Raw genomic sequence first — 15,200 nt, 5'->3', positions numbered from 1 at the left:
GGGCTTCTGTCAAGCTGTCATCTTGTTCTCCCGCCGATGGAATCTGGCAGCCATGGCGGCTCCCATGCCCAGCAGGCCAGCTATGATCAGCAGAATCACGCCAGTGCTGCCGGTCAGGGGCAGGACGGCCAACTGGTCGTAGGTGTAGGGCAGGGTCTGATCCTTTTGATCCACGCCGACCAGGCTCCATTGAATGACGGTATCCACCTGCCCGGGCCTGTAGCGTGGGGTGACTGCCAACCAGGTGCCGTTCTGGTACTGCGGGGTTCCCCCTGCGGACAGTCCGGCGAAGGTGACCGTCTTAACCTGGCTTCTAATCACAACAGCCTGTGGAGTCTTGCTGTTCAGGTCCGGTCCGGATTGGTCGTCGCCCAGCTGGCCGGAATCGTCGGCACCCCATCCGTAGGCCAGGCCGTCGGAGCCTAGGGCCAATGAGCTCGGGCCGCCCGTGCTGACGGCAGTGAAGCTGAAATCTGCAGGCGTGTTCTCGGGTTTGGCCAAGAATGCTGGGTCTGAGCCTTCTGCGGCATTGCTCCAGGTCAGGATCTGTCCATCGGAGCCCAGGGCGGAGGATGCTCTGGTGCCGGCGCTGATCTGCGTGATGGCAAACCCCGTCGGCAGTCCGTCGGGAAGGGTCAATAGGGCAGGGGTTTTCTTGTTCTCGCCCTTGACCTGTCCCCAGGTCCAGATGCGTCCTTGGGAATCCAGGGCCAGAGCCTGGTGGTCTCCGGCGCTGATGGCGCTCATCTCGCCCGTCAGTCCCTGAACGGCAGACGGCGTGGGGTTGGCGCCGTCAGCGCTCACTGGTAGGGAGGGATCGCCCAACTGGCCGGAATCATTGGTGCCCCAGGCGTAGACTTGTCCATCCACGGTCATGGCTAGTGAATACCGGCTTCCGGCGCTTATTGCCGTTGTGGCAGCCGGGATTCCGGTCACCATGGCAGGGCTGGTTCGCCCGTCTGGCGAGACGGTATCGCCTCCGGCATTATCCAGGCCCAGCTGCCCGTATTGGTTGGCGCCCCAGGACCAGACTCGTCCCTGGGAATCCAGAGCCAAGGCATGTCCACCACCGGCGCTGATGGACTGGATCTTGGCCGGCAGACCCGGTACCGGATGGGGCCGGCTTTGGGCATTCAGTGTGGAGTCGCCCAGCTGGCCGACATCGTTGTTGCCCCAGGCGTAGGCCTTTCCATCGGACCCTAGAGCAAGGCCATAGTCCCGGCCCGCGCTGACCTGGGTGAAGACGAAGTCGGTCTCCGCCTTCTCGGGCATGTCCACTCGGACCGGCATGGTGCTGGTGCCGCCCTTGGCGATGTTCGCGTTGCCCAGCTGGCCGCTGTTGTTCTTGCCCCAGGCGTAGGCCTTCCCATCGGACCCTAAGGCCAGGGACCAGTGGGAACCGGCGCTGACCTGGCTGAAGCGAATGCCCCGCAGGGCTGGCGGCGTCAGGGTGACCTTCGTTCCGCCCATCTCGGTTCCATGGCTCGGGGTCATGCTCCAGTTCTGATTCTCAGGGCTCCAGTGGGCCTTGAGCGTCATGGAACTGGTGACTGGCTTGGAGAAGTCGTAGGCGGTTTTGCCTAGGAACCAGCCGTCGAAGCGGTAGTCGGCCTTGGTTGGATCAGCGCTGGGGCGGACTGCCCGCTTTCCCGCTTCCAGACTCTGGCTGGGTGGTGCCGGTGAATCGCTCTCTGACTGGAAGGTTACGGTCACCCCGCGCGCCAGGTAGCGGAAGGGCAGGTGGACCTGGGTCTGTTCTTGATCGTTCAAGGTCCATGTCAGGGCCACATCCACCAGCCCTGGGGCGTGCGGCGGGGTGCTAGCCGTCCAGGTCCCGTTCTTTTGCGCCTGCATTCCGGTGGTGATATCCGTAGTGTCGAATTTGATTCCAGTCAGCTTCGCCGGCCAGGGGAAGGCGACCGCAGAGGGCCGGTTATGGGCGTCATCGCCGCTGGTGCCCTGACCCAGCTGACCCATGTTGTCGCGTCCCCAGCTGTAGGTCAGGCCGTCGTCGCAGATAGCCAGGTTATACTCCTCGCCAGCGTCGATGCTGATCCAGTGTCGGCCGGCAAGTTTCGGATCCTCCAAGCGTTCCGGAGTGGTCTGGGGGCTGTCTGCTGCAGAGGTCTTGCCGTCGCCCATTTGTCCGTAGCTGTTGTCGCCCCAGGCCCAGATATTGCCGTCGGAATCCAGAGCCATGGCGTGGCTAAGATAGAAATTGCCGCCGCTAGTGATGGCAGTGATTCTGGTCCCCTGCGGGAAGCTGACCTGGACCGGGTCTTTGAATATATCGGTCTTGCTGGGGCTTGATCCGTTGCCGATTTGGCCGGCTTTATTCATACCCCAGGTCCAAACCCTTCCCTGGTCATCCAGGGCCAGGGTGTTTGCGAAGCCGTTTGCAATGGCCACCACATGGACCTTGTCAAGGCCGCTGATCTTGATTGGCTTAGAGTTGCCAACGACCGCGCCGGCGGATGGGTCCAACTGGTGGTCAAGGTTGCTTCCCCATGACCATACCGTGCCAGCGTCATCCAGAGCCGTTGAGTAGTTCAGTCCGGTCTGCAGGGCGACGATTTTGTGGTTCTTGTCGAATCCTTGGATGAGGCTGGGCCTGTAGTCGCATATGCCGTCGCACTCATGGCTGCCGGTCTCCCCCTCGCTGCAGGTGCCCCAGCCATAGACGTTGCCATCCGATCCTAAGGCCAGGGTGTGGGTGTAATTGCCGTTGACGGCCTTGTAGGTGAATCCGGCCGGCGCCCCTTCAGGCAGCATCACCTTGACCAAATATTCTGAGTAGTTATGCATGCCGCTGTCAGCCACATTGGGGTTGCCCAAGGTCTTCAGATAGTTGTACCCCCAGGACCAGAGGGTGCCATGGTTGTCCAGGGCCATGCTGAAGAACTGACCAGCGTTGACGCTGACGAACCGAAAATCCTTGTCATTGCGGGCCTCTTCGGGCCTAGGCACCCTTATGGGTGTCGACCTGTTGACAATAGTGCCATCGCCCAGCTGACCAGCACGGTTAAAGCCCCAGGCGTAGACGTTGCCATCCGAGCCCAAAGCCAGTGAGAACCTGATGCCTGCACTGACCTGGCTGAAACGGACACCGGAAGGCGGGGGCGGGGTAAGTGTCACCCCGGTGCCCCCTGATTCGGGTCCCTCTTGCGGCTGCATGGTCCAAGTCTGGTCGGCCCGGGCCCACTTGGCTTTCAGGGTCAGGTCCGCGTGCACAGGAGCGGAGAAGTCATAGGCGACCTTGCCTGCGAACCATCCTTCGAGAACGAACCCTCGGCGGGTGGGTTCAGGACTGGGGCGCGCGACCTGGACGCCATCAGCCACAGTCGAAGTTGTCGGAGTTGCAGACTGCATGTTGTAGTCGAAAGTGACCGTGTGGCTGGTGGTGTTCGATGGGGAAGAGGCGGTTGATGTTGGCTCCGAGGAACCTGCTGTGCCGGGCGGAGGCGAGGACGGCGAGGTGGGCGATGTGCTGGCAGCAGGCGCTGATTGTCCTGTTGCCACCGCACCAGAGCCATTGGACAGGGTGGGCATGCCCGACGGCGATGATGAAGGACCGGGAGCGACCGAAGGAATCTGTCCGGGAGTATTGGTTGCAGTACCAATTGCTCCATTTCCCTGAGTCGCGACTGCGGTCTCATTGGATTCCGGCGCTGCTTGACCGATTTGCAGGCCGAGCATGCTACAGGCAACCAAGACGCAGCATAGGCTGACGAGCAGTGTGACGCGACGACTACGTACCATCTTCATGTGAAGGCATCCTCCCCCATGCGTCCGGCACTTGTATAGGCAGGTGTAGACGAACGAGACTCTCTCCCCAAGAGTCAATAATCCCATCCACTACAATAACACCAGTGTCACAGTGGCGGCAGGGCTTGTCGTAGTCGCCTATGGCGCTTGATTAGACTGGTATTTTATGAGCGATGCGAAGATGGAAACAGTGATCGATGACCAGGTGCAGAGCGGGGGTCCACAGGCCCAGGCTGCCCGCCAGGTGGAGGAACTGCGTGCCGATGTGGACACCATCGATGCCGCCATTGTCGCCATGCTGGCCGAACGGTTCAGGGTGACCCACCGCATCGGGCTGCTCAAGGCCCAGGCAGGATTCGCCTCGGCGGATATGCGCCGGGAGAGAACACAAATAGCTGCCTTGCGAGACAAGGCTGATGATTACGGGCTGGACCCGGATCTGGCTGAGGCCTATCTGCATCTGGTGGCCGATGCCGCCAAGCGCGACCACGAACGGCTGGCCGATCAGGCCAACTCACACTGAGGAAATCCATCGTATGGTCATGGCCGACAGCTCGGATCAATTCCTATGCCATCGGCCACAAGGTATCAGCGAGTGCTGGTTAGAGTCTGACGAGCCATTTCCAAGTAATGCTGTCTTGCTGCCAGGACAGTCACCGTTATGAAAAGTCCGACAAGCAGCATGATGAGCAGACCCTGGCTACCGGTCAGAGGCAGAATATCCTTGTAGGTAAAGGGCAGATTCTCGGTTTGAGGGTTGCCTTGGCCCACATTCCAGGTGACGTTGACTGTTGTCCGGCCCGCCTTGAAGGCTGGGGTATAGAAGGTCCAGGTATTCCATGATCCCCATGCGTCGGCTGTGCCGCTCCGGGTCAGTTCAAGAACTGTAGCAGTATCCGGATCCGTGCCTACTGTGACCGAGCTGATGGTCAATTGCGGCGGGCAGACCAAGGTGGCTGCCTTAACGGAAGTGCTGTCCAAATTGGTTCCTAGCTGTCTGCTGCTGTTGTCGCCCCAGCCATAGGCCATGTCGTTGGAGTCGATAACCAGGACTTGGCGCTCGCCTGCACTGATCTGTATGGTGCTGCCGTCTTTGCTCACCAGAACGGGGGATGCGCTGATGGATCCCGTGACGGAGACATTGCCCAGGGCGTTTTGACCGTTGTTTCCCCAGGTGTATATCTTCCCTTTGTCGTCGATTCCTGCGCAGAACCATCCTCCGGCGCTGATCTCGGTGGGTTTGAATCCATCGCTGCCTCCGTCGGGATCGGCCACCAGGGTTGGTATTGCGGCATCATTGGTGTCTCCGGTGCCCAGTCGTCCGTCGGTATTCGCACCCCAGGCGTAGGCTTTGCCGTCTCTGCCAATGGCCAGGGAGTGCGAGCCTCCTGCGCTGACCTGGGTGGCGAAGAATCCTATCGATCCGTCCTCGTATTTCACGGGTGACGACACCGACACAGGAGTGGCCTGTGAGGATTTGGCATTGTTGCCCAGTCTGCCGCTGGCGCCGTATCCCCAGGCGTAGGTTTGTCCGCTTATGCCGATGATCAGAGAGTGCTGGTATCCCGCACTGACCTGCCTGACTTGGAACCCAGGACTGGTGGCGCTTGCGTTGACGGCTACAGGAGCAGGGGCGTTCCCGGTCGTGTTACCGTCGCCCACCTGTCCGCCGTTGCTCCTGTCCCCCCAGGCATAGGCCTGATGATCCTTGCCGACGGCTAGGGAATGATAGCCTCCTGCGCTTACCTGGGTGTAGGCGAAGTCAGTACCTGCACCGGAGGGCTTTTTCACTTGGACGGGCGTCGTATTGGTGCCGCCTGCAGCGCCCTTGCCGAGCTGCCCCCTGCCGTTGTCTCCCCAGGCGTATGCATTGCCGTCACTGCCGAGGGCCAACGAGAATCCATATCCTGCGCTGACTTGGATGTAGGAGAAGTTGTCCTTGTCGCCAATTCCGTCGGGCTTCTTCACTTGGACGGGTGTCTTGCTACTGTCCTTGCTGCCGTTGCCGAGCTGTCCCGTGCTGTTGTTTCCCCAGGCGTAGGCGTTGCCGTCACTGCCGACAGCCAGGGTATGGTTTTTGCCTGTACTGACCTGGGCGAAGCGGATGCCGCGCTGCGAGGGCGGAGTGATGGTGACCTGGTATCCGCCAGTGGATGGACTGACGGTTGGGTCGACAGAAGTTGGAGCCGAAGGGGTCCAGTGCGCGACCAGGGTCAACGGGTCCGTGACTGGCTTGCCGAAGTCGTAGGCCACATTGGAACTGCCGTCATCCGCTTTGACGAACCACCCGTCAAAGAGGAAGCCCGTTTTGGCCAGGGTCTGTCGGGGTACCAATTCGCCTTCCTCGATGTCTTTGCTTGTCCATGCAGCTCCAGTACCTCCCTCGGGGTCAAGTGTTATGCGCTTCTTGGTCCGATCGAAGGTGTAGTCGAACTGCTGCCTCTGCCTTGAGTCTCCGGTATCGTCGGCAATAGTCCATGTGATAGTGAAACTGGTGGGGCCATACGGGTACGCGGGTGTGACGAAGGTCCAATCCCGGTTTGCATCCCAGGTGTCTTTACCTGTCTGGGTCAGGTTTGTGGCTGGCTTGGTGCTGCTGGCCATGGTGCCGAAGGCGACCTTGGTCAGGGTGATCTGCGGCGGCTGTGTGGTGCCGGGCACTGAGGATGCCCCGTTTCGTCCGAGCTGGCCGAAGTAGCCGTATCCCCAGGTATAGAGCAATCCGTCAGACCCGACGGCTGTCTGGTGATGGCCGGAGGTGGACACCGCGCGGGCCTTCACCGGCTGAGCCAGGGTGATGGCTTTCGGGCTGGTCTGCCAAGCGGTGCTATCGTTCGTCCCGTTGCCTAGCTGTCCGTAACCCTCATTGCCCCAGGTATAGATCCTTCCGCTGTCGTCTATGGCTTCGGATCCATCGTCGCCCGCGCTGATGGAGGTGATGTTGACAGGCTCGTCTCCAAAGCTAATCGCGGTGGATCCTCTCGTACTGACATTGGTATCTGTAGTGGAGCCGATGGCGGTGCCGGAACCCCATCCATAGAGGTCATGATCCGTATCCAGTGCCAACACGTGTTGATAGCCCGCGCTGATGGCGATATAGAACCGGGTATCAGGCCGTCCGGTGCCCAGGTCTTGGACACGTGTCGGTGTCGGATTGTCAGCAGGGGCGCCGTTGCCGAGCTGCCCCTTGTCGTTCTGGCCCCAAGTCCAGGCGTGGCCTTGACTGTCCAGGGCTGTGCCTGTGGTGAACCCTGCGCTGATGGCGGTGATGTCGGACAACGCCGTGACCTTGGCGGGGGAGGAATGGCTGCCCTTGTCTGAACTGCCGATGCCGAGCTGGCCTTGGACGTTGCTGCCCCAGGTGTAGACCGTGCCGTCCGAGGCCAAGGCCATGGCGTATGCCCGTCCTGCGCTGATGGCGGTGATTTTGGCATTGCCTGTCTGTGCCTTTACTGGTTCGCTGGAATAGCTTCCGGCAGTGCCGTTGCCGAGCTGGCCTTTGTCGTTGCTGCCCCAGGTGTAGACCGTCCCGTCGGAGGCCAGGGCCATAGAGTAAGTGTCGCCGGCGCTGACGGCTATGAAGATCTTTCCTTTTATGGCATCATTTTCGGCTATTCGCACCGGAGTTGTTGCCGTGCCTGAGTCTTTGCTGTTTCCCAATCCGCCGCTGGCCTGATTTCCCCAGGCGTAGACGTGTCCGTCAGAACCCACAGCCAGGGTGTGGTAGCGCCCGGCGCTGGCCTGGGCAAACCTCACTGCTCTGGGTTTGGGGGGAGTCAGGGTGATTTTGGAGCCCCCGGTGTCGTCGCCATGGAGGGCATCCGAGGTCTTCCATTTCATATCTGACGAAGACCAATGCGCTTTCAGATTCAGTGGCCCGGTGACCGGACTGCTGAAGTCGTAGGCCACATTGGAGCTGCCGTCCGCCTCCTTGATGAACCAGCCGTCGAAGAGGAAACCTGCCTTGGTGACGGTGGGAGGTGAAGCCTGCTTGCCTGCGGTGACGAACTGGTCCGAGGCTGATGAGCCTCCGTCCGAATCAAAGGTGATCTTCTGGGCAGTGGGTGTGAATGTATAGTTGCCGATGCTTTGCCCCTGCTGTGCGGCGCCGCCAATGGACCATTGACCGTCGTTGATTCTGATCTTGGTGGTTCCGTAAGTGTGGTGCGGGGTAGTGACCGTCCATGGGGTATTTGAACTCCAGGTGTCGTCGCCTGCTGAAGTTCGGCTGATCGGGCTGTTGGTGTCGGCCTTGGCTACATCCGTCCTGCCGAAGGTCACCTTGGCCAGATCTGTCTGGGGTGGGCTGACCGCTGCAGGCTTGGTCTGCGAACCGCTTTGAGGTCCCTTGCTGCCTTGTCCCAGCTTGCCGCTTTTCGCTTCCCCCCAGCTGTAGGGGAGCCCATCCGAGCCGATGGCCAGACTGTGCCGGCAGACATCGAATTCGCTGACCGTGACACCAGTCAGGCTCACCTTGGTCATAGTTGATTTGGGTCTTGTGGTTCCGTCGCCCAGCTGGCCGCTGGAATTGCTGCCGAACATGTACAGGCTGCCTGCAGAGTCGACCACCGCAGAGGAGTAGTCCCCGGCGCTCACTGAAACAGGCGTCGCCGTTCCCGGGAGCAGGCTTAACAGACTGGGATAGAAGGAGTGAACGCTGTCGGTATTGGCGTCATTGCCCTTGGTCAGGGGATAGCCCCAGTAGTACACCTTGCCTGTATTGCTCAGTGCCAGGACGTGCAGGTACCCTGCATCGATGTCGGTGTAGACAGTGCTGTCTGGGTTGCCGGTCGAGTCGCCGTAAATACGCGATGGAGTGTAGACGTTGGAACCACTGCTGGTGCCGTCCATGGTGCCGATGCTGAGCTGGCCGCCCTGGTTGCGTCCCCAGGCGTAGGCATGTCCTTGGCTGTCCAGCGCCGTTTGAAAATCGTATCCGGCGCTGATGGTGGTGAAAGTGACGCCGGATGAAGAGACCGCTGCTGGTGAAGCGTTGACGTTGACGCCCGTGTGCCCGTTGCCGAGCTGGCCGTATTCGTTGTCTCCCCATGTGTAGATCGTCCCGCTCGAGGACAGGGCCATGGCATGCCAGTATCCGGCGCTGATGGCGGTGATGGTGACGTTGAGATTCGCCTTTACCGGCACTGAAGAATTCGTGGTGGACCCGTTGCCGAGTTCGCCGCGACTGTTGTCGCCCCAGGTGTAGACGGTGCCGTCCGAGGCTAGGGCCATGGAGAATGTGGTTCCCGCGCTGACGGATATGAAGGTCTTTCCCTTGATGGCCTCGTTTTCAGCGATCCGCACTGGCGTGTTTTTGTTGGTTGTGGTGCTGTCGCCAAGCTCGCCCTTGCTGTTGTCGCCCCAGGCGTAGACGTGGCCGTCCGAACCTACGGCCAGGGTGTGGTCGTGGCCGGCGCTGACCTGTGCAAATCTCACCCCTCTGGGTTTGGGGGGAGTCAGGGTGATTGCAGAGCCCCCGGTGTCGTCACCGCTGACGTCGGCTGTCGTCCACTGGGCGTCGTTGACCGACGACCAATGGGCCGTCAGCGACTGCGCGCTGGTGACCGGCTTGCCGAAGTCATAGGCTACATCGGAGCCTTTGAGGAACCATCCGTCAAACAGGTAGCCTGATTTGGTGACGGTAGGAGGAGATGCCAGATGACCTGAGGTTACTGTCTGGCTCAAGGCCGGCGAGCCGGACGTCAGCGAGCCCCCGGCAGGCTCGAAAGTAAGGGTATATGAGGATGAATCCCTGGTCTGTGGCGACTTGGCTCTCGGTGAGCTGCTCCCCGAGGGTTTGTCCGTCTTTTCCTCGTTGAACGGTTGGATGGACTTGAACGGGGAGGGGCTGTCGCTGGCCAGCGGTGACGGTGATGCGGTCGGGGCAGCGGCTCCAGCCTGTGCCCCGCTGCCTGCCCGGAGCAATGGACTTGCGCTGCTGTTAGGATTGGGCGAGGGCGATTCTGTGGCAGATGCAGGTGTCATGTCGCCGGTGGTTGCGTATGCGCCTGTTGATGCTCCGATCAGCGCCAGCCCAATCATGGCTGTCAACGTCACCAGTCTGCGGATGCCATGAGCATTCCCCATTCGACTCTTCCTCCCCAAGCGTGCTGATTCCCCAGGTTGTGGCCCCAAAATCTGCGTCGACGCACACTAAAATAAAGTCCCTCTATAACTTTTACTGTAGCATTGCAATCTTTGGGCGGTTTAGAGTGTTGTGGTCAGGGTGTTGCAGGGCAAATTCACTGCAAGAGGCATGCTGTTGATTATGGAAGCTGTACTTTTTGCATGAACGACGATGGCTCGACTGGCATTGCAGATTGCCCTTGTCACCAGTGACACGGATAAGAAAACCGGGGCGGTGCCTATGGCCGAACCGCCTCGGTTGTATTGGGGAATTGTGGAGCCTACTTGCGAGGTTTCTTGGCGGGTGGCTCGCCCAGCTGGCTGGCGGTCACCCGGATGCCCGCCTCATCCTCGCCAGCTCCCGTCGCCTCGGACTGAGCGGTCTCTTCGACCAGGTCCAGATCTCCGGTGACCCTGCCCGCTTCGGCTATGTCGTCCAGGGCGACCTTCACGGCTTCGAGGCCCTCCGGCGCCACACTCAAGGAGGCGGAGAGGATGGGGGTCTTCATGGAGACCTTGGCCTCGGACTTGATCCGTCGCAGGGAGGCCAAGGCCTTGCCTGCCCAAGTCAAAAGAGCAGGATTCTGGCCTTGGGCGGCGGTCAGATAGTCTTCCGGACGTGGCCAGGAGGCCCGGTGAACCGATCCATCCCCCTGATGCATCCACTGCCAAGCCTCTTCGGTGGCGAAGGGCAGGAAGGGGGCCAGGAGACGATCCAGAGCGTCCAGGACCAGCCCCAGGGTTGTGCGGGCGCTGAGCACCTGGGCTTCTCCAGGGGTCCTGCCGGTGGCATCCGCAGTTCCGTAGGCCCGGTTTTTGGCCAGTTCGATGTAGTTGTCGCAGAAGTCCCAGAAGAAGGATTCAGCCACCTCCAGGGCCTTGGAGTGCTCGTAGGATTCCAGGGCCCTGGTGGCCTGGTCGATCACCTGGGCAAGGCCGGCCAGGACTGCCCGGTCCAGCGGGACTGTGACGTCAGCGGGGTCCCAGGTGGCCTCCGCTGCCTGGGTGACCTTATGGTTCTCATCCTCCCGCCCGATGGCCAGGGCGAACTTGGCGGCGTTGAGGAGCTTGACGGCCAGGCGGCGGCCGATTTTCATCTGCCCCTCATCGTAGGTGGCGTCCAGACCCAGCCGGGCGCAGGATGCCCAGTAGCGCACGGCATCAGCGCCATACTTCTTGATGGGTTCGTCCGGCACCACCACATTGCCCTTGGACTTGCTCATCTTCTTGTGGTCCGGGTCCAGGATCCACCCCGACAGGGTGGTGTCGCTCCAGGGCAGGCAACCGTTCTCCAGGTGGGCGCGGTCCATGGAGCTGAAGAGCCAGGTACGAATGATGTCCTGGCCCTGGGGACGCAGATCCATGGGGAAGGTGGCCTTGAAGAGGGCCTGATCCTGCTCGCCCGGCTCGGCCCAGTGGGTCACGATCTGAGGCGTCAGGGAGCTGGTGGCCCAGGTGTCCATGATGTCCTTCTCGGCCGTGAAGCCGCCGGGCTGGTCGCGTTGGGATTCCTCGAAGCCCTCGGGTACATCGCTGCTGGGATCGATGGGGAGTCTGTCCTCGGCCGGGGTGATGGGATGGGCGTAGTCGGTCTCGCCGTTCTCCTTGACCGGGTACCAAAGTGGGAAGGGGACTCCGAAGAAGCGCTGCCGGGAGATCAGCCAGTCGCCGTTCAGGCCCTCGACCCAGTTGTTGTAGCGCACCCGCATGAAGTCCGGGTGGAAGTGGAGCTCCTTGCCGCGCTCCAGCAGCTCCTGGTTCAGTTTCTGGTCGGTGCCGCCGTTGCGCAGGTACCACTGGCGGGAGGTGACGATCTCCAGGGGCTTGTCGCCCTTCTCATAGAAGTTGGTCATGCGCTTGGTGGGCTTGGGCTCGCCGTCCAGGTCGCCGGATTCGCGTAGGGCGTCCACGATGATCTTGCGGGCTGAGAAGGTGGTCTTGCCCTCGGTCTGCTCGAAGATGCGCCGTCCGCCCTCATCGGTGATCCAATCCGGCACGTCCATGACGATTCGTCCGTTGCGCTGGATGATGGACCTGGTGGGCAGGTTAAGATCCCGCCACCACTGCACGTCGGTCACGTCGCCGAAGGTGCAGCACATGGCGATGCCGGCGCCCTTGTCCATCTCGGCAGCGGGATGGGCCAGGATGGGCACCTCCACCTTGAACAGGGGGGAGTAGACCTTCTGACCGAAGTACTTCTGGTAGCGCTTGTCGTCTGGATGGGCGATCAGGGCGCCACAGGCTGCCAAGAGCTCGGGCCTGGTGGTCTCGATGTATATCGGCGTGCCGTCCGCGAACCGGAAGGCCACCCTGTGGTAGAAGCCGTCATACTCGCGCGACTCCAGCTCGGCTTGGGCCACGGCGGTCTGGAAGGTCACGTCCCAGAGACCCGGGGCCTCCTTCTGGTAGGCCTCGCCCCGGGCCAGATTCCGCAGGAAAGCCTTCTGTGCCACCCGGCGTGGATGCTCGCCGATGGTGTGGTAGGTCTGCGACCAGTCCACCGACAGCCCCAGCGACCGCCAGAGCTGCTCGAAGAGCTTCTCGTCCTCGGCGGTCAGTTCCTCGCACAGCTCGATGAAGTTCTGCCGGGAGACGGGCACCTGGTCCTTGGCGCTGATCTTCTTGCCCTTGGTCCCATGGAAGGGGGGCTTGAAGTCCGGATCGTACTTGAGCGAGGTATCCACGCGGACCCCGTAATAGTTCTGGACCCGCCGCTCGGTGGGCAGGCCGTTGTCGTCCCAGCCCATGGGGTAGAAGACGTCGTAGCCCTGCATCCGCTTGAACCGGGCGATCACATCGGTATGGGTGTATGAGAAGACGTGCCCCACATGCAAATGCCCCGAAACCGTGGGCGGCGGGGTGTCGATGGAGTAGACGCCGGAGCGCTCGCGGGTGTTGCGGAAGCGGTAGACGCCGGACTCATCCCAGTCGCGGCACCACTTTTCCTCCAGGCCATCCACACCCACCCTGTCGGGCAGGGGGGTCAGATGGGCATTGACGATTCCTTGGTGTTCAGCAGACATACCAGCATTTTATGGACGAACAGTGACAAGGGGCGCCGGCCTTTTCAGCCCTGGATGCGCAGGTTCCACAGGGGCAGGTAGCGATCCAACAGAGAGCTGGGCATGCCCTGGAGACGGGGAGTGTTGAGGACCAAGGGCGTGCGCTCATACAGCCAGTCGCTGGGGGAGAGGTCGCTGACCTGTCGGGCGAAAGCCCGCAGCCGCCCGGCATAGGTGTTCTGGTCGGTGCTGGCCTTGACCTGCTTCCAGGATTCCTGGACCTCGGTGTTGTCGAAGAGCATGGTGGAGTTGGGGTCGGCGAAGCGGTCGATGTCGTCATTGTCCATGACCAGCAGGGCCATGTCGTAGTCGTGACGGGTGAGCACCTGATCGCGGAATGCAGCCTGATCCACCATGGAGACCTGGGTGGGGATGCCCACCGCCTTCAGTTGCGTGCTGATCAGATCGCCCACCTGGCTGCCGAATTCCTGGGGATAGACCAGGCGCAGGCCGCCGTGATAGTAGGACTGGGCATAGTAGGAGGATCGACGAGCCGCTTGGACACGATCGAAGGGGAAGGCCTGCAGACCGGGATCATAGCCTGGGCTGAGCGGGTTGAGTGGTCCACCTAGCGCCTTGGCTGCGCCGCCTTCCAGATCGGCCAGCGCCTGACGGTCCAGTGCGTAGCGAACGGCCTCGCGCACATGTTGGTCGGACAGCAGGCTGGATGCCTCGTTGTTGAAAGCCAGGACCACATTGTTTGTGCTGGGTGTTGCTGTCGGAGCCTTGCCGGCCTGCTTGGCGGTAGCCGGATCCATGTCCACTACAGCGTCCAGACGTCCCTGGTTCAGATCTTTTACGGTCTGCTCGGGGCTGCCGGCATAGCTGAAGATGACCTTGTGGATGGAAGCCTTGTCCGGGCCCCGGTAGGACTTGTTGGTGGTCAGGGTCAGACTGGCTCCCGGCTGCCAGTCATCCACTTGATATGGGCCTGATCCGGCCGATTGGGTGGAGTAGTTGACGCGGGCCTGGCGATCGTAGACAATGCCGGCCCGACCGCTCAAAGCGGTCAGCAGATGGGCATCCGGGCTCTTCAGCCTGATCACCAGGGTGGCTTCATCCGGGTTGGTGACCCTGGCCAGGTCATCCAGGTCCTGGTGGCCCTGATACTGATGATTGAGGATCTGCCGCAGGGACCAGAGGGCATCCTCTGAGGTCAGCTGGCGTCCGTCGGCGAAGCGGGCATCATTGCGTAGATGAAAGGTGTAGAGCAGCCCATCGGCGGACACCTCCCAGTTCTGGGCCAGTCCAGGAGTCGGCCGACCTTGGGCGTCGGGCCTGGTCAGGGTCTGGTAGACGTTGCCCATCAGGGCCTGGTCGGTGGCCCGGCCGGGCTCGGTGCGGATGTCCAGGGAGACGGGGGCCTGGCGGGCCCGGATGCGCACTACCTGGCCCGAACCTCCAAGGTTCCAGGGCAGCCGCCAGCCCCCTCGGCCAGTCAACAACGGCCAGGCCATGTAAGTGCCCGCGGTCAGGACCGCCAGTACCAGGATGAAGATGATTCCGGAGCTGATTCCTCTGTGTCTGCCGCGTGCCATGGTCTTGATTCTACCGAGAGGCCGGTCCGGCCAGGAGTTCGGCGCTGGGACATGTCTCGGCCAGTGGGCAGTGCAGGCAGTCAGGTTTGCGGGCGTGGCAGGTGGCCCGGCCGTGGAGAATCAACCTGTGCGATAGATTGGTCCAGTCCTCGGGAGGGAAGCAGTCGCAGATCTCATGCTCGATCTTCACCGGATCGGGGTGGGTGCTGCGCCAGTCGGTCCGCCAGCGCAGGCGGCCGGTGACCCGGGTGACGTGGGTGTCCACAGGGAATCCTGGAATGTTGAAGGCGTTGCCCAGGACCACGTTGGCGGTCTTGCGCCCCACGCCAGGCAGACTGGTCAATTCCTCCATGGTCTGGGGGACTTGCCCGCCATAGTCCTCGGTCAGCATCAGTGAGAGCCCCAGCAGGTGGCGGGCCTTGGCGTGGTAGAAGCCCACCGGGTGGATGATGGCCTCCAGCTCGGCCGGCTGGGCCTGGGCCATGGCTGCAGGGTCGGGGTAGCGTTCGAAGAGTTCGGGGGTCACCGAGTTGACCCGCTTGTCGGTGGTCTGGGCGCTCAGGACCGTGGCCACCAGCAGTTCGAAGGGGTTGCGGAAGTGCAGGGCGCAGACCGCCTCGGGAAAGACTTGACAGAGGATGCGGTACTCCTCGTGCATGCGGGTCAGGCGCCGGGCCTTGCTCTCCCTGCCTTGGCGGTGCTTTCGATT

At 61.7% G+C, this 15,200-nt stretch carries 6 protein-coding genes; 1 reads left to right on the top strand and 5 read right to left on the bottom strand.

Going from position 1 to position 15,200, the window contains the following annotated elements; translation table 11 throughout:
• Nucleotides 1-9: 9 nt before the first annotated feature.
• On the bottom strand, nt 10-3,549 hold the full coding sequence (locus ACUIAG_RS05770; RefSeq protein ID WP_445339313.1) for an RCC1 domain-containing protein: 3,540 nt from the start codon (nt 3,547-3,549) through the stop codon (nt 10-12).
• Between the two features lie 382 nt (nt 3,550-3,931).
• Here ACUIAG_RS05770 and ACUIAG_RS05765 point away from each other — a divergent pair, with 382 nt between their 5' ends.
• The gene (locus tag ACUIAG_RS05765) at nt 3,932-4,288 is read left to right on the top strand and encodes a chorismate mutase (protein WP_445339312.1); all 357 of its coding nucleotides are present in this window, start codon (nt 3,932-3,934) and stop codon (nt 4,286-4,288) included.
• A gap of 65 nt (nt 4,289-4,353) precedes the next feature.
• On the opposite strand, the gene ACUIAG_RS05760 is transcribed toward ACUIAG_RS05765, so the two are convergent.
• The 4 genes from ACUIAG_RS05760 to nth form a co-directional block, all read right to left on the bottom strand.
• Nucleotides 4,354-9,852: an RCC1 domain-containing protein gene (locus ACUIAG_RS05760; RefSeq protein ID WP_445339311.1), complete on the bottom strand. Its 5,499-nt coding sequence runs from the start codon at nt 9,850-9,852 to the stop codon at nt 4,354-4,356.
• 320 nt (nt 9,853-10,172) lie between these two features.
• Nucleotides 10,173-12,914, bottom strand: a complete 2,742-nt coding sequence (gene valS / locus ACUIAG_RS05755) for a valine--tRNA ligase (RefSeq protein WP_445339310.1) — start codon at nt 12,912-12,914, stop codon at nt 10,173-10,175.
• Nucleotides 12,915-12,958: 44 nt separating this feature from the next.
• Nucleotides 12,959-14,491, bottom strand: a complete 1,533-nt coding sequence (locus tag ACUIAG_RS05750; protein ID WP_445339309.1) for an ABC transporter substrate-binding protein — start codon at nt 14,489-14,491, stop codon at nt 12,959-12,961.
• Nucleotides 14,492-14,501: 10 nt separating this feature from the next.
• The gene (gene nth / locus ACUIAG_RS05745) at nt 14,502-15,149 is read right to left on the bottom strand and encodes an endonuclease III (protein ID WP_045925156.1); all 648 of its coding nucleotides are present in this window, start codon (nt 15,147-15,149) and stop codon (nt 14,502-14,504) included.
• Nucleotides 15,150-15,200: the final 51 nt, after the last annotated feature.

The sequence above is a fragment of the Bifidobacterium sp. ESL0825 genome (genome assembly GCF_052606465.1).
Note: the sequence above shows the minus strand (reverse complement) of the source record. Positions and strands in the feature narration are given on the sequence as shown.